Origin of the sequence: Allorhizobium sp. NPDC080224 (assembly GCF_050281005.1) — a bacterium.
GTDB lineage: Bacteria > Pseudomonadota > Alphaproteobacteria > Rhizobiales > Rhizobiaceae > Allorhizobium.
In genome coordinates, this window is sequence record NZ_JBNNWJ010000001.1 from 2149844 (window position 1) to 2165275 (window position 15432).

General features: G+C 61.4%; 12 protein-coding genes. 1 reads left to right on the top strand and 11 read right to left on the bottom strand.

Annotated elements, in window-relative coordinates:
- Positions 1–12: 12 nt before the first annotated feature.
- The 6 genes from ACQKP1_RS10805 to ACQKP1_RS10830 form a co-directional block, all read right to left on the bottom strand.
- Positions 13–774 carry a sugar phosphate isomerase/epimerase family protein gene (locus ACQKP1_RS10805; RefSeq protein ID WP_427275222.1) on the bottom strand — a complete coding sequence of 254 codons (762 nt, stop codon included), beginning with the start codon at positions 772–774 and terminating at the stop codon, positions 13–15.
- A gap of 63 nt (positions 775–837) precedes the next feature.
- The gene (locus ACQKP1_RS10810; RefSeq protein WP_427275223.1) at positions 838–3297 is read right to left on the bottom strand and encodes a beta-mannosidase; all 2460 of its coding nucleotides are present in this window, start codon (positions 3295–3297) and stop codon (positions 838–840) included.
- A 63-nt stretch (positions 3298–3360) separates the two neighbouring features.
- A complete protein-coding gene (locus ACQKP1_RS10815; protein ID WP_427275224.1) occupies positions 3361–4449 on the bottom strand; it encodes an ABC transporter ATP-binding protein in 1089 nt (362 codons plus the stop codon).
- Between the two features lie 4 nt (positions 4450–4453).
- Complete coding sequence (locus tag ACQKP1_RS10820; protein WP_203016322.1) at positions 4454–5398, bottom strand: carbohydrate ABC transporter permease; 945 nt, start codon at positions 5396–5398, stop codon at positions 4454–4456.
- On the bottom strand, positions 5391–6293 hold the full coding sequence (locus ACQKP1_RS10825; RefSeq protein ID WP_427275225.1) for a carbohydrate ABC transporter permease: 903 nt from the start codon (positions 6291–6293) through the stop codon (positions 5391–5393). Before ACQKP1_RS10825 ends, ACQKP1_RS10820 begins: the two co-directional genes overlap by 8 nt.
- Before the next feature lie 165 nt (positions 6294–6458).
- A complete protein-coding gene (locus ACQKP1_RS10830) occupies positions 6459–7694 on the bottom strand; it encodes an ABC transporter substrate-binding protein (protein WP_427275226.1) in 1236 nt (411 codons plus the stop codon).
- 476 nt (positions 7695–8170) lie between these two features.
- Here ACQKP1_RS10830 and ACQKP1_RS10835 point away from each other — a divergent pair, with 476 nt between their 5' ends.
- On the top strand, positions 8171–9181 hold the full coding sequence (locus tag ACQKP1_RS10835) for a LacI family transcriptional regulator (protein WP_203020021.1): 1011 nt from the start codon (positions 8171–8173) through the stop codon (positions 9179–9181).
- 43 nt (positions 9182–9224) lie between these two features.
- Here the strand turns inward: ACQKP1_RS10835 and ACQKP1_RS10840 are convergent, their stop codons facing one another.
- From ACQKP1_RS10840 to ACQKP1_RS10860, 5 genes are all read right to left on the bottom strand, one after another.
- Positions 9225–10403 carry a diguanylate cyclase domain-containing protein gene (locus ACQKP1_RS10840; RefSeq protein WP_427275227.1) on the bottom strand — a complete coding sequence of 393 codons (1179 nt, stop codon included), beginning with the start codon at positions 10401–10403 and terminating at the stop codon, positions 9225–9227.
- A 119-nt stretch (positions 10404–10522) separates the two neighbouring features.
- Entirely contained in the window at positions 10523–11374 is an 852-nt protein-coding gene (locus ACQKP1_RS10845; RefSeq protein WP_427275228.1) for an MBL fold metallo-hydrolase, read from the bottom strand.
- Positions 11375–11449: 75 nt separating this feature from the next.
- Positions 11450–12871: an NADP-dependent phosphogluconate dehydrogenase gene (gene gndA, locus ACQKP1_RS10850; protein ID WP_427275229.1), complete on the bottom strand. Its 1422-nt coding sequence runs from the start codon at positions 12869–12871 to the stop codon at positions 11450–11452.
- 97 nt (positions 12872–12968) lie between these two features.
- Positions 12969–13124 (bottom strand): cbb3-type cytochrome oxidase assembly protein CcoS, encoded by a 156-nt coding sequence (ccoS, locus tag ACQKP1_RS10855; RefSeq protein WP_006726192.1) that lies wholly within the window; start codon positions 13122–13124, stop codon positions 12969–12971.
- The gene (locus ACQKP1_RS10860; protein ID WP_427275230.1) at positions 13121–15430 is read right to left on the bottom strand and encodes a cation-translocating P-type ATPase; all 2310 of its coding nucleotides are present in this window, start codon (positions 15428–15430) and stop codon (positions 13121–13123) included. The genes ccoS and ACQKP1_RS10860 overlap by 4 nt, the downstream gene beginning before the upstream one ends.
- Positions 15431–15432: the final 2 nt, after the last annotated feature.

The following is a 15432-nucleotide window of genomic DNA, read 5'->3' on the forward strand; positions in this document are numbered from 1 at the left end:
GCTGCGAGTGGTTCAGTAGGTGTTGAAGGCGGCGATCGAGCGGGTGATCAGCCGGTCGATGTCCTTCGGATTGTCGTGTTCGACGACGAAATGCTTGACGCGTGTGCTCTTCAGCGCCGCGATCAGTCCCTTCCAGTCGACCGTGCCATGGCCAACATCGGCCCATCCGTCTTCGTCTGTATTCTCGCCGGCAGGCGCGATATCCTTCACATGCACGGCGCTGATACGCTTGCCGTAGCTTTCGATCCAGGCAAAGGGATCGGCCTTGCCGCGGATAACCCAGGCGATATCGGCTTCCCAGTCGAGCTCCGGACCGCCGGCGAAAATCTGTTCCTGCGGGGTCGAACCATCCGGCAGGGCCGCGAATTCGAAGTCGTGATTGTGCCAGCCGAAAACGAGGCCGGCATCGCGCAGCGGCTTGCCGGCGGCCTGCAGGCGCTGGCCAAAGGCGAACCAGCCGCTGGCATCCGTCGGACGCTGGTCGGGCATCAGGTAGGGGCAGTAGACCGCCTCGATGCCAAGCGTTTTCGCGATCTTGATCACGCGCTGAGGATCGTTCTCGATCATGTCGAGGCCGAAATGGGCGGTCGGCATAGTCAGGCCGTTGTCGTCGAGTTCCTTGCGGAAGGCGTCGAGTTCGCCATCGGCAAGCGACGCGTAGAGCGCGCCGTAACCCTCGACCTCACTGTAACCGGCGGCCTGGAGCTTCGGGTAGATGCCGCTGAAGGGCTGGAAATTGCGGGCGCTGTAAAGCTGAAAACCGAGTTTGGTCATGGGGGTAGTCTCCTCCTCGTTTGGTCCTGGATCGGGCGCCCAGAACCTTTGATATGATGGCTGTCAGTCCGCCGACTGGCAGCTGTAGAGATCATAGATGCGGAACTCCGGAACGGTGCCGGCGGCAAGCGGAGTATCCGGTTTGAAGATGATGAGGCGGCTCTCGCCGGCCGAAAGGTCGAAGGCGTTATCGGAATAGCGGCCGGCGGTCGCGCTTTCGAGCATGACGAAGAGTGCCAGGCCTTGGGACGTGACGGAGACCTCGAAGCTACCGTCGCCGGTCGGGGACACCGAGACTTCGAGGCGTGCCGGTTCGAGATCGAGTGCCTTGTAGGTGCCATTGATGAAATGCCCCTCCCCGCTCATGCCGTTGGAAGCACTGAAGTTCCAGGCGAGCAGGCCATCGGCCGGGATCTCGCTGGCATCGAGTGTGACCAGCACATCCGCGGCATCAGGGCCGCAATCTCCCTGCACGCCTTTGAGCGGAATGCGCTCGCCCGACAGCGTCAGCACAAAGAGGTTGGCGTCGATGGTGACCGTATCGAGCGCGTCGTTGACCATGGAGAGCGCAATGCTGCTGCCGTCCTCTGTGGGAATGGCGGCAACTGCGACCGGCTGGAAGAAGCGACGCACCATGTAGTGCATAGCCTTCCAGCTGCCACCGTAATCGAGGCTGGACCACGAGGCGACCGGCCATGTGTCGTTGAGCTGCCAATAGATTGTGCCCATGCAATGGGGCTTCAGCGACCGCCAATATTCGACGGCGGTCTTGATCGCGAGGCCCTGCTGGATCTGGCTCAGATAGACGAAATTGGCGAAATCCTTGGGGAAGCGGAAATAGCGGAACATGGTGCCTGCGATCCGCTCGTTGCCGCCGGCATTCTTCTGATGCAGCTCGATCACCGGCGAAGCGATGTTCATGTCGGTCTTGTCGGCAAAGCTCTCGATGACCGGCAGCGAGGTATAGGACTGGAAGCCGAATTCCGAGCAGAAGCGCGGTTTGATAGTTCGGTAATTATCGAAGCTCTTGTTCTCGTGCCAGACCGACCAATAATGCATGTCACCGGAGCCATCAGCATGCCAGGCGTCGCCATAGTCGAGATAGCCCGAGGCCGGGCTCGACGGCCACCAGATGCCTTGCGGGAACGACTTCTTGACCCCCTGTTCGATGACGCGATTGAGGCGGTCATAGGCGACGAGATAGCGGTCGCGGTTGTCGATCGATTCCTTGAACCATGTGAGCGCACCGACAAGCTCATTGTCGCCGCACCAGATGACGATGGAGGCGTGGCTCGACAGGCGTTTGACCTGGTATTCGACCTCATGGGCGACATTGTCGAGGAAGTCTTCGGTGCAAGGGTAGAGATTGCAGGAGAACATGAAATCCTGCCAGACCATGAGCCCGAGCCGGTCGCAGAGATCGTAGAACCAGTCGGCCTCATAAAAGCCGCCGCCCCAGATGCGGATCATGTTCATGTGGGCGTCGGCGGCCGAGTTCAGCAGATCGGTCGTCTTCTCCTCGGACGAGCGGGAGAACAGTGCATCCGCCGGGATCCAGTTGGCGCCGCGGCAGAAGATTTCGCGGCCATTGACCTTGAGCGCGAAGCGGCTGCCGGCCTCGTCCGCATCGGTGATCAGCTCGACGGTGCGAAGGCCGATCTGGCGGGTGACGGTCTCGGTCGGCAGGTCGACGGTGAGCGCATATAGCGCCTGCTCGCCGGAGCCCGATGGCCACCAGAGACGCGGGTTTTCGATCTCGAAGACATGCACGACCTTGGTTTCACCGGCGGCAATCCCGACATCGAGACGCACGCGCTCACCGTCGAGGTCGTAATGCACGGGCACGACGGCGGGGTCTATTGAGTGGATGGTAGCGGTAACCTTGAGCTCCACGCGGCCATCGGCGTGATGGACCTGCTCCGTTTCGACATGCTCGATGCGGGCGGGGTCAAGCTTCTTTAAGCACAGCGTGCCGTAGATCCCGAGCGGCGCGATCGCGATGTTCCAGTCCCAGCCGAAATGGCATTGCGGCTTGCGCAGCATATTGCCGTTGGGAATCGGGGAATTCGCGGTCGAATAGGGAATGTAGAAGGGCTGGCGCGCCTGGCGCTCGGCGCCGGCCGTGATGCTGGAATGGAAGACGATGCGGATGGTGTTTTCGCCCGGCTGCAGCGCCTGGCTCACATCGGGGCGATAACGGCGGAAGCAGTTGTCGGCAGACAGCACCGGCACATCATTGACGAAGACGACGGCCACCGTATCGAGATAGTCGATGTCGAGATACCAGCTGCCAGAAATATCAGGGACGACGACCTGACGTTCGATGACCCAGTCGCGCTCGGCAACCCATTGCACGACTTCTTCGTTGCCGCCGAAATAGGGATCGGGGATCAGGCCTGCGGTATGCAGCGCCGAATGCACATCGCCCGGCAGCGTGATCGCTGCCTGATGATCGCCGTCGGCGGACGAAAGACGCCATTCGCCGTGAAGATCGATGGCGCCGTTGTGGGCATTCTGGGTCATGACGACAGTCCTGCGGAAGAAAAAGGCGCCCCGGTCACAGGCCGGGACGCAGGGGGGAACGTGTCAGATGCGCTCTTCAGTCTGCGCATCAAAAAGGGAAGCAACTTCCATGTCGAAGCCGAGGCGAACCTTGGCGCCCGGCGCATAGCGGCGGGTGCCGCCGATGCGGACCGACATCGTGTGGCCAGCATGCTTCAGCCAGAGCAGATTGTCGGCGCCCATCGGCTCCTCGATGTCGACGATCGCCTCGTGCAACTCGCCGATGCCGGCCTCTTCATCGACCTTGATATGCTCCGGACGCACGCCGAGCACCACCTTGCGCCCACCCGTCAGGGTCTCTTGCGAGCGATACCCCTTCAGCGAGAAGAGCACGTCATGGGTGCGGAAGAAGATCTCGCCGCCTTCATTGACCAGATCGCCATGCAGGAAGTTCATCGACGGAGAACCGATGAAGCCGGCAACGAAGAGGTTTCGCGGCTGGTTGTAGATCGTGTTCGGATCGGCGAGCTGCTGGATCTCGCCGCTCTTCATGATCGCGATACGGTCTGCGAGCGTCAGGGCCTCGATCTGGTCATGGGTGACATAGATCATCGTGTTCTTGAGGTTCTGGTGCAGGCGCTTGATCTCGACGCGCAGCTCCGAGCGCAGCTTGGCGTCGAGGTTCGACAGCGGCTCGTCGAAGAGGAAGACGTCGACGTCGCGGACCAGCGCACGCCCAATCGCCACGCGCTGACGCTGACCACCGGACAGTGCCGAGGGCTTGCGGTCGAGCAGCGGCCCGATCTGCAGGATGTCGGCCGCGCGCTGGACGCGCTTTTCGATTTCGTCCTTCGGCATCTTGGCGACCTGCAGGCCGAAGGAGAGGTTCTTCTTAACCGACATCTGCGGATAGAGCGCATAGGACTGGAACACCATGCCGATGCCTCGGTCCTTGGGCTCTTCCCAGGTGACGTTCTTGCCCTTGATGAAGATCTGCCCGTCGGTCGGCTCGAGCAGTCCGGCGATGCAGTTCAGAAGCGTGGACTTGCCGCAGCCGGATGAGCCCAGGAGAACGATGAACTCGCCGTCGACGATGTCGAGATTGAGGTTTTCCAGCACCTTGACGGCGCCGAAGCTCAACGAGAGGTCCTTGATCGATACACTATGCGACATGAGCTTAACCCTTGACTGCGCCGGCGGCGATGCCCCGGACGAAGAGGCGTCCGGAAATGAAGTAGACGATGAGCGGCACGGCGCCGGTCAGAAGTGTTGCGGCCATGTTGACGTTGTATTCCTTCACGCCCTGGACCGAATTGACGATGTTGTTGAGCTGGACCGTCATCGGGTAATACTCCGGTCTGGTGAACACGACGCCGAACAGGAAGTCGTTCCAGATGCCGGTGATCTGCAGGATCATGGCGACGACGAAGATCGGCAGCGACATGGGCAGCATGATCCTCAGATAGATCTGCCAGAACCCTGCCCCGTCGATGCGGGCGGCCTTAAACAGCTCTTCCGGCAGCGAGGTGAAGTAGTTGCGGAAGAGCAGCGTCAAGATCGGCATGCCGAAGATCGTATGCACGACAACGAGGCCGGTCAGCGTACCGTAGATACCGAGTTCGCGCAGCACGATGACGATCGGATAGATCATGACCTGATAGGGAATGAAGGCGCCGATGATCAGGATGGTGAAGAACAGTTCCGCACCCTTGAAACGCCAGTTGGCCAGCGCATAGCCGTTGACCGAGGCAATAAGGATCGAGATGAGCGTCGAAGGCACGGTGATGCGGACGGAATTCCAGAAGCCGCGCGACAGACCATCACAGTTGAGGCCGGTGCAGGCGGTCGCCCAGGCCTTGACCCAAGGCTCGAAGGTGATCTCCATCGGCGGCGAGAAGATATTGCCCAGACGGATCTCCGGCATGCCCTTCAGCGACGTGACGATCATCACGTAGAGCGGGATCAGATAGTAGATCGCAAAGAAGATCAGCGATCCGTAGAGCATGATATTGCGACCCGAGAAAGTCCGCTTCGGCTTGGCCCCGCGAGGCCCTGACCCGACATGGTCTGACACGGCGTCGAAACCGGCAGCAGTGGTGTTGAGAGAACCGGGATTAGCCACGCTTCTTTCCTCCGAATTCGAGATAGGCCCAGGGAATGATGACGATCGCGACCGTCAGCAGCATCATGGTCGAGGCGGCGAAGCCCTGACCGAGGTTCTGTGCCTGGAACATGTAATCGTAGACGTACTTGGCCGGCACTTCGGAAGCGATGCCGGGCCCGCCGCTGGTCTGGGCCACCACGAGGTCATAAAGACGGACGATGCCGGAGGTGATGATGACGAGCGTAGTGATAAACACCGGGCGCATCATCGGGATAATGATGAAAAGATAGGTCTTCCACATCGGGATGCCGTCGACGCGCGAGGCCTTCCAGATGTCTTCATCGATGCCACGCAGACCCGCGAGCAGCAGGCACATCACGAGCCCTGTGCCCTGCCAGAGACCGGCGATCAGGATGCCGTAGATGACGATGTCCGAATTGTAGAGTGGGTTGAAGGTGAAGGTCTCCCAGCCCAACGACCGCACGATCGACTGCACCCCGAAATCCGGGTTCAGGATCCATTGCCAGACGAGACCGGTGACGATGAAGGACAGCGCGAAGGGATAGAGAAAGATAGTGCGGAACGCGTTTTCGAAACGGATCTTCTGATCCATCAGCGCTGCCAGCAGGAACCCGATCACGATCGAGAAGATCAGCGAGAGTATCCCGTAGATCGCCAGGTTCTGGATCGAAATGATCCATCTCGGCGCATCCCACAGGCGTTCATACTGCTCGAAGCCAATGAAGTTGGCACGCGGCAAGAGCCGTGAATTGGTGAAGGAATAGACGACTGTCCAGATGGTCCCTCCAAGGAAGATGACCATCGCGGTCAGCACCATGGGAATGGAAGCGATCTTGGCGTTCAGATTGCGAAACAGCTTATTGGGTCGACCAGCATGCGACGGGCTCGCCATGGGTCAGTCCTCCTCGTCCTGGACACGGGTGTCGCACCAAGGCCGTCACGCTGAAACGCACACGCTTCCCGCACGCAGCCGGCACACGGGCATGACGCCCTACCCCGGGTCAAAAATGGCCTGTGTCCAGCCAGGGTCGCCCCTGGCTGGACAGGTCACCCGCGATTAGTCAGCGGAAGCGATGATGTCGGCGAAGCGCTTCTGCGCATCTTCGACGGTCATGGACGGATTGGCGAAGAACTCGGAGAAGAGGTCTTCCTTCTGCTTCTGGCTGTCGGCCGAAAGCAGCTGGTCGGTGCCCTGAATGACATTGCCCTTGGCGAGAATGTCGAGGCCCTTCTTCATGCAGTCGTTGGCAGCGGCCAGATCAACGTCACCGCGAACCGGCAGCGAACCCTTTTTCAGGTTGAAAGCGACCTGCGTTCCAGGCGCAACCAGGGTGGCTGCGAGAACGTCCTGCGCTGCAGACTTCGCTTCATCGTTGATGACAGGGAAGTAGAAGGCGTCACCACCGGTGGAGATGATCTCGTTCACGCCGAGGCCCGGAAGGCAGGTGTAGTCCTGGCCCGCAACCTGACCGGCGAGTGCAAACTCACCCTGCGCCCAGTCACCCATGATCTGACCGCCGGCCTTGCCGGTGATGACCAGATTGGTGGCCTGGTTCCAGTCCTGCACGTTGGAGCCCTTGGACATGCGGCGGGCATCGTCGGCGGCCTTGAAGACCTTGGCGATCTCGGGGCCGGCTGCGACGTCCGCATCCTTGTCCTTGAACACCTTCTCGAAGGTCTCCTTGCCGGCGATGGCGACCATCAGCACGTCGAATGCACCGGCCGACTGCCAGGGCTGACCACCGACGGCGAGCGGAATGATGCCCTTGGCTTCTAGCGCAGGTGCTGCCGCGACAAATTCGTCCCAGTTGGCAGGGACGGCAACGCCGGCCTGCTCGAAGGCAGCATTGGACAGCCACAGCCACTGCCAGGAGTGGATGTTGACCGGGGCGCAATAGATCTTGCCGTCGATCGTGCAGCTTTCAAGCAGGCTTGCCGGCTTGATGATATCCTTCCAGCCTTCCTTCTCAGCGACGGCCGTCAGATCCCTCATCAGACCGGCTTGAGCCAGTTCCTCCGCCTGGCGACCATGGTTGAACTGCGTGGCGCCCATCGGATCTCCGCCGGTGATGCGGCTGATCATGATCGGGCGAGCGGTACCGCCGGAACCGGCGATCGCGCCATCGACCCACTTGTTGCCGGTGGCATCGAAAGCCTTGGCGAGTTCGGCGACGGCCGCGGCTTCACCGCCGGACGTCCACCAATGGGTTACTTCGAGATCGGTTGCCTGCGCTGCCGCAAACGGCATGACGACAGTAGCGGCCAAAGCTGCCGCAAAGCTACGAAAATTCATGAGTCTCCTCCCTCACTGAAACGTTGCCGGAAAAACTTATGTCAAAGATTTTTGGAGCGCAACCTTTCGGATTGTAAATTTTCCATTACATCCAAATTTCAGCGCAGGCGTGCAATTCACGCTTCGCATCCAAAACGCTTTGGTTGAGTTTTATATTGCGCAGCAGCATGAGAAGTATCGTTTCAGTTCCAATGAATTGCCGAAAAACCAGGAATAAATTGCTGCACAGGCGTCCACTGACGTTTCTACAGGCGACGAAAACAGGGATAAATTGCCAACTCCCGCTTCGGTTGCGTTGCTTTGCGATGCAGCATGGAAAAGGGCTCGACAAATCGACTGTATCGTTTCAGATTTTTCATTCACCGCACCGGGAGGAGGTGCCGGTCTCCAGGTTTGCAGGCAGGAAAAAGCCAACTATAAGCGTGGCTTGTGCGAGTGGCGGGGACGACATGACAGATCAGCAAGGGGGCGGCCTCATGGACCGCCCAGTGGCGACGAAGGAGCGACCGACGCTCAAGACGATCGCCTTCATGACCGGCCTCGGCATCACCACGGTGTCGCGAGCCCTGAAAGACGCGCCAGACATAGGCGCCGAAACCAAGGAGCGCGTGCGCATGGTCGCACGACAGCTCGGCTACCAGCCGAACCGCGCAGGCGTGCGCCTCAGAACGGGCAAGACCAATGTGATCGCGCTGGTGCTCGGCATCGACGAGGAAATCCTGGGCTTTTCCAACCAGATGGTCGTCGGCATATCCGAAGTTCTTTCCGGCACGCCCTACCATATCGTGGTGACGCCGCATGCCCATACCAAGGATCCGATGCTGCCGGTGCGCTACATCCTGGAGACCGGCTCGGCCGATGGCGTGATCATTTCGCGCACGGAACCGGATGACGCCCGGGTGCGGCTTCTCACCGAGCAGAACATGCCCTTTGCGACCCACGGCCGTACCGCCATGGGCATCGAGCACCCCTATCACGACTTCGACAACGAAACCTTCGCTTATGAGGCTGTCGAACGGCTGGTGAAGCGCGGCCGCAAGCGCATCGCGCTTCTGCCACCACCGAGCAAGCTCACCTATTACAAGCATACATTCGACGGCTTCATGCGCGGCCTCAAGGCCTTCGGTGCGGAGGAAGTGCCGCTACACATCAACATCGACGCTTCGCTGGGGCAGATCCGCGCGGCGGTCGAGGATCTGATGCGAGGACCGGATGCGCCCGACGGCTTGATCTCCTCCTCTGGCAGCGCCGCCATAGCTGCCAACGCCGGGATCGAAGCGGCAGGCAAGCGAGTCGGCGTAGAGATCGACCTGGTCGCCAAACAGGGCACGCCGATCCTGAACTGGATCCGCCCCGACATCATTGCCGTCTACGAGGATGTCCGGCAATCCGGCCGCGAACTCGCCAAGGCGGTGATCGCCAGGATCGACGGCGTCGATCCCGGACTTCTGCAGAGCATCACCGAGCCGCGTTGGGAGCCGTCATAACGACTGCAGACCAACGCCAATCGCTGTGCCATTCTAAGTTTATTCAGGCATAGGACGGACGCTGGCCGCCGTCCCAGACCACCACGGAATTGCGGCCGTTGACCTTGGCGGTGTGCAGAGCCGCGTCCGCCCGCTTCAGGAGTTCGTCAGCCGTCACCTGCATGGCGCCATGGGCGACGCCGACGCTGACCGTCACCGGCACGAGTTCGCCGCCGAGGAAGAACATCTGCTGCTCGACGCTGTCGTGGATGACATGGCCGAGCTTCTCGGCCTCCTCGACCTTGCAGAAGGGTACATACGCCGCAAACTCCGCACCCGCCAGACGGCCGAGCAAGGCATGCTCGGGCAGTTCGCGCAGGATGAGCTCCGCGCAGGTCTTCAGGACCTCGTCACCGCCGGAATGCCCGTATTGGTCATTGATCCGCTTCACATGGTCGACATCGACATAGAGGAAGGCCCCCTCGCCGCGCACCTTGGTCGAGAGCGTCTGCAGCATGTCGAGAAAGGTGAAGCGATTGGCAAGGCCGGTCAGGTTATCGGTCGCTGCCGACCAGCGATGTTCCACCAGCAGGCGGTCGCGCACCAGAAGAAAGATCGACAGCGGCGCGATGACCGCATGCAGGAAAGCCGCGAACGCGACGACGGTCAGCCAGAGAGGGCGGGACCCGACGACATCAGAGGCGTTAAGCGGCCAGACATAGGCCACAAGGGCCGCGATGAGCAAAGCCACCGAGAGGGCCGCAAACCAGAGATAGGCAAAGGGACGGTTGGAAAGTCGCTCTTCGACTTCGGACGCCTTCAGCTCCCAGGCAGCCAATCCGGTATAGATTGCGCCGACAACAGCGGCGACCAGGAAACGGGCCGTCACGTCGTCCTGCAAAAGGGGTGCAGACGCGGCGAGCAGGAAAAAGGCGAGCGGCCCCACGGCGGCGAGCTTCAGATCAAGTGCCCGGTGATCGAAAGCCCGCATGCCCTGCCAGGCAAGTGCCGCGCCCGATAGGATGAGCGTCTGAGCGAGAACGACCGTGATCAGCGCATAGCCGCTATCCGAGAAGGCCGAGAGCAATGCACCGAGCGCAGCAAGCCCGGATGCCGCGGCAAACAGCAAGAATTCGTTTCGATTCGGCTCCTCGCGCCAATGTCGCGTGTAAAGCGCAGCAAAAACCGCCAGAACTGCAAATGCGCCGAGCGCCAGTGTAGATAAATTAACGGATAGCATCATGAATCGCCTGAAATACGCGCGGAATCGTTAACCGCCCCGGCAGGCTAGGCGACAGGCGTTAACTCCAGGGTAAACGAAAGCGTAGGATTTTACCAAAATCGGCGCGCGGTCGCCGTCATTCACAAGGCAATTGCGAGGCCATCGCGACCGATGACGAGCGGTCCGGTCCAATGCGCCGCGACGGCCGCCCGCCAGTCGTCCTCGGTAAAGGCGGGATCATCGGCCGGAATGAGATGATTGAGGACGAGCATGCCGACGCCAGCCTTCGTTGCAATCTGAGCTGCATCCGCAGCAAAACTGTGCGAGGCAACGAGATGCTCGCGCAGACGGGCACCGTTTCCGGTTCGCCTGACAATGCTGTCCAGCCCCTCCGGCAGCATCGCCTCATGCACGAGGATGTCCGCCCCACGAGCGAAGTCGGCAAGCGGCGGGAAGGGCGCGGTATCGGCGGAAAAGACGAGCATCTTATCGGCACCGGAGATCTTCAGCGCAAAACAGTCCGTCACCGGCGGATGGTCGACGCGCAAGGCCTCAACAACCAGATCCCCCGCCCGGAAGATCTCGCCCGGACCATATTCGACAATCTCGACCAGGCTTGCCAGATCGGGACGTCCCTCGTCGGCGACCCGTGTTTCGATGTCATAGGCGAGCGAGGCGAGAAATCCCGTCCAGACGTTCCGCGTACCCTCAGGACCATAGACGCTGACGGAATGGTCGAGCCCCGTCGTCCAGGCCGTGTGGATAAGCGGCCCTAGCTCGAGCACATGGTCGGAATGCAGATGGGTGATGAAGATGAGATCGAGATCCTTCAGCGACATGCCCGTCTCGACAAGACCTCTCGATACGCCAAGCCCGCAATCGATGACGATCCGGCGGCCGGACATTTCAAGCAGCATCGATGTCGGATTAGGCCCGCCGGGGCGGATCGCGGGACCGCCTTTGGTGCCGAGAAGCGTAAGCCTGTCTGTCATGGTCTGCCTCCAATGAAAAAGAGGCCCGACATCACGGGATATCGGGCCTCGAACTGCAAGACGTTGCCGGAACTCTTAGAACTGGCCGGCCCAAGGGCCGTGATGGATGTCCTTGCCGTCGAGACGATCAAAGCCGTGGGCGCCGAAGAAATCGCGTTGCGCCTGGATGAGGTTTGCCGTGCCACGACCGCGACGATAGGTGTCGAAGTAGGAGAGCGCCGAGGCAAGCGCAGGCACCGGCAGACCGGACAGCACGGCATGGGCGACCACGCGGCGAAGTGCCCCGTCGGTTTCCTTGACCATGGCGGCAAAGGCCGGCGTGACGACGAGGTTCGCCACATCAGGATCCCTAGTGAAGGCCGAGGTGATCTCGTCGAGGAATTGCGAGCGGATGATGCAGCCGGCACGCCAGATCTTGGCGATCGTCGGCATGGGCAGCGCCCAGTCGAACTCTTCCGAAGCCGAGGACATCACGGCAAAGCCCTGCGCATAGGCTGCAATCTTGGCAGCGAGCAGCGCATTCTCAAGGTCGGCGATGAAGGCGGCCTTGTCCTTGGGCGCCTCCGCAAGTGCTGGCAGGCCGAAGATCTTCTCGGCAGCGATACGCTCCTCGCGCAGCGACGAAAGCACGCGACCGGCAACCGCGGCTTCAATCCCTGATGCGGCCACCGCCAGGTTCTGCGCCTCGATGGCCGACCATTTGCCAGTGCCCTTCTGGCCAGCGGAATCGACGATCACGTCGACCATCGGCTTGCCGGTTTCCGGATCGGTGGCCTTCAGCACCTTCTCAGTGATCTCGATCAGATAGGAGTTGAGGCGGCCCTTGTTCCACTGACCGAAGATCTCGCCAATCTCGGCAGCCGACATATTGAGACCGTCGCGCAGGATACCGTAGATCTCGGCGATCATCTGCATGTCGGCATATTCGATGCCGTTGTGGATCGTCTTGACGAAATGGCCCGCGCCATCGGTCCCGAGCCAAGCAACGCAGGGCTCGTCGTTGAACTTGGCGGCGATCGAGGTCAGCACCGGCTCGACGCGCTTCCAGCTCTCTTCCGTGCCGCCGACCATGATCGAGGGACCGTGGCGGGCGCCTTCCTCACCACCGGACACTCCCATGCCGATAAAGGTCACGTCGGTTCCGGCGAGCTTTTCGAAGCGCGCAACCGTGTCGCGGAAATTGGCATTGCCGGCATCGATCATGATGTCGTTTTTGGCGAGATGCGGCAGAAGGGCTGCCATCTGCTGGTCGACGGCCTCGCCGGCCTTGATCATGATGATGATCGGGCGCGGCGGGCGGATGGCGGCAACAAACTCTTCGATCGTATGGCAACCGATGATCTGGCCGGCCAGATCGCCGGCTTCCCCGAGGAATTCATCCGTGCGCGCCGGCGTCCGGTTGAAGACCGCGATGCGATTGCCTTTCTCGGCAATGTTGAGCGCCAGATTGGAGCCCATGACTCCGAGACCGATCAGTCCGATTTCCGCCTGCTGCACGATGAAGCCTCCGCATGCAATTTCATGGATGCGGGCTTTCTCGCATTCGCGAAGGGATGCGGCAAGACTGAATTTTGACCGTTCGGTAAACGCTGTATCAAGCGTCCGGCTGGTCGTCCTTCTCGGAGATCACTCGCCAGGCCGCTCCATCGAGGTCTTCGTACTGACCGCTCTTCAGCGACCAGAGGAAGGCGAACAGACCGAGCCCGCCGAGAAAGAGTGCGATCGGGATGAGGTAGATCAGCATGTTCATGCGGCGATCCTCGCATTGTCGGAGGCGCCCGTCGACAGGACGGCGGCCGGACGCTCAGTCAGCGCCCGCTCATCCAGCGACAGTCGATTGAGCCGGAGCGCATTGGCAACCACGATGATCGACGAGGTCGACATGGCGACCGCGGCAATCAGCGGGGTCGCATAGCCGAGCAGCGCGATTGGCACAGCAATGACGTTGTAGCCAATCGCGAGCGCGAAGTTCTCGCGGATCAGACGTCCGGCCCGGCGCGAGGCCTCGATGGCGAAGGGCACAGCTTCGAGCCCATCGCGCATGAAGACGAAATCGGCGGCCTGGCGCCCGACATCGGCAGCTGTCGCCGGCGCCATGGAGACATGCGCAGCAGAAAGCGCAGGCGCGTCGTTGATGCCGTCGCCGACCATCAGCACGCGCTGGCCGTGGGCGGACGCCTCGGCGCAGGCTTCGGCCTTGTCCCGTGGCGTGAGGCCAGCGCGCCAGTTGGTGATCCCGAGATCGGCGGCAAGCGTGGCCACCACAGGCGCACGGTCACCCGAGAGGATGCCGAGTTCGAGGCCACCATTCTTCAGCGTCTCGATCGAGGCACGGGCCCGTGGCCGAAGCGTATCTTCGAACAGGAAGGTGGCGCGTTCGATACCGTCGAGAGAGAGGACGACTTCGGAATAGGGCTTGTCGCTGACATCGATCGCCTCGGTTGCACAGGCAAAGCGGCGATTGCCGAGACGCCAGACACCCTCTTGCGTCTCCGCCTCAACGCCAGCGCCCGGCACTTCACGAACGGTGTCGAAGCCACGCGGCTGGCCGCCATAGGCCGACCACAGCGCCCGCGACAGCGGATGGCGGGAATGGGCGGCAAGACCGGCGGCGACAGCGAAGCCAATCGGCTCGATTTTGGCAACGTCCACCAGCTTCGGGCGCCCCAGTGTCAGCGTGCCGGTCTTGTCGAAGGCGACGGCCTCGATTTCGGCGAGCCGCTCCATGGCGGAACCGTCCTTGACCATGACGCCGGCCTTGAACAGCCGACCAGCAGCGACGACCTGAACGACCGGGACTGCGAGACCAAGGGCACAGGGGCAGGTAATGATGAGGACTGCAATCGCGACCATCATCGCGTGTTTCCAGTCGCCGTCATAGAGCCCCCAGCCCATGAAGGCGATGATGGAGAGCAGGTGCACGACCGGCGAATAATACTGAGCCGCCCGGTCCGCAATGCGACGGTAGCGTGCCCTGCCCCCTTCGGCCGCCTCCATCAGATGGATGATCTCTGAGAGGAACGAGTTCTGCGCCGTCGCCGTAGCCTTGACCGTCAGCGAACCGGTCAGGCTGAGTGTACCCGCCTGGACGTCGGAGTCCGGGCGGACCGAAACAGGTGCGCTTTCGCCATTGACGATCGACATGTCGAGATCGCTCTCACCGGCAACGACGACACCGTCGACCGGGATCCGGTCGCCGGCAGCGATGGACACCTGATCGCCGACGCGGATTTCATCGACCGCGCGATACTCCCGCGAGCCATCGTCGGAAAGCACCATGGCACCACGCGGATTAAGGCGGGCAAGCCCGCTGATTGCGGAGCGCGCCCGGTCACGCATGATGTGATCGAGCGTGCGGCCGATCAAAAGGAAGAAGAGAAGCGAGGCCGTCGCGTCGAAATAGGCGTGTTCGCCGTGATGGATGGTCTCCCACAACGAAGCGAAATAGGAGAGCGTGATGCCGATGGCGATCGGCACATCCATGTTGGTGCGCCCATGTTTCAGCGCATTCCAGGCCGATTCGTAGAAGAATCGGCCGGCATAGATCAGCGCAGGGGCCGCGATCATCGCCGAGATCCAGTGGAAGAGATCGCGCGTTGAGGCATCTGCACCCGACCAAACCGACACGGACAGAAGCATGATGTTCGTGGCAGCGAAACCCGACACGGCAACCGCGCGGACCAGTTGATTGCGCAAGGCGTCGGAGGCCTCTTCTGCGGCTGTGAAGAGATGCGCGGAATAGCCTGTTGTGGCGATAGCGCGCGCGAGGTTCACCGGATCGGTCTCGACCCCGTCGACCGCCTCTTTCCAGACGACGGAAACGCGCTTGGTCGAGAGGTTGACGCGGGCCCGCTCGACTTCCGGCAAGGCTTTGAGCACACCCTCTACTGCCGAGATGCAGGTGCCGCAATGGACCGCGGGCACGCTCATGTCGACCTGCCAGAGGCCGGGTCCGACCGCACGGCTGCAGAGCATCAGCTCTTCAGCCGACGGCAGGGAGACCCCTGCCCGCTCCATGTCCAGTGCCCCTTCAGTCCCTGCCGCGCAGCAACTCATCG

Coding starts and splice junctions, on each gene's coding strand:
- ACQKP1_RS10825 (WP_427275225.1), bottom strand. CDS start 6,293: ATGGCGAGCCCGTCGCATGCTGGTCGACCCAATAAGCTGTTTCGCAAT.
- ACQKP1_RS10845 (WP_427275228.1), bottom strand. CDS start 11,374: ATGACAGACAGGCTTACGCTTCTCGGCACCAAAGGCGGTCCCGCGATC.
- ccoS (WP_006726192.1), bottom strand. CDS start 13,124: ATGAACATGCTGATCTACCTCATCCCGATCGCACTCTTTCTCGGCGGG.
- ACQKP1_RS10860 (WP_427275230.1), bottom strand. CDS start 15,430: ATGAGTTGCTGCGCGGCAGGGACTGAAGGGGCACTGGACATGGAGCGG.
- ACQKP1_RS10830 (WP_427275226.1), bottom strand. CDS start 7,694: ATGAATTTTCGTAGCTTTGCGGCAGCTTTGGCCGCTACTGTCGTCATG.
- ACQKP1_RS10835 (WP_203020021.1), top strand. CDS start 8,171: ATGGACCGCCCAGTGGCGACGAAGGAGCGACCGACGCTCAAGACGATC.
- ACQKP1_RS10840 (WP_427275227.1), bottom strand. CDS start 10,403: ATGATGCTATCCGTTAATTTATCTACACTGGCGCTCGGCGCATTTGCA.
- ACQKP1_RS10805 (WP_427275222.1), bottom strand. CDS start 774: ATGACCAAACTCGGTTTTCAGCTTTACAGCGCCCGCAATTTCCAGCCC.
- ACQKP1_RS10810 (WP_427275223.1), bottom strand. CDS start 3,297: ATGACCCAGAATGCCCACAACGGCGCCATCGATCTTCACGGCGAATGG.
- ACQKP1_RS10815 (WP_427275224.1), bottom strand. CDS start 4,449: ATGTCGCATAGTGTATCGATCAAGGACCTCTCGTTGAGCTTCGGCGCC.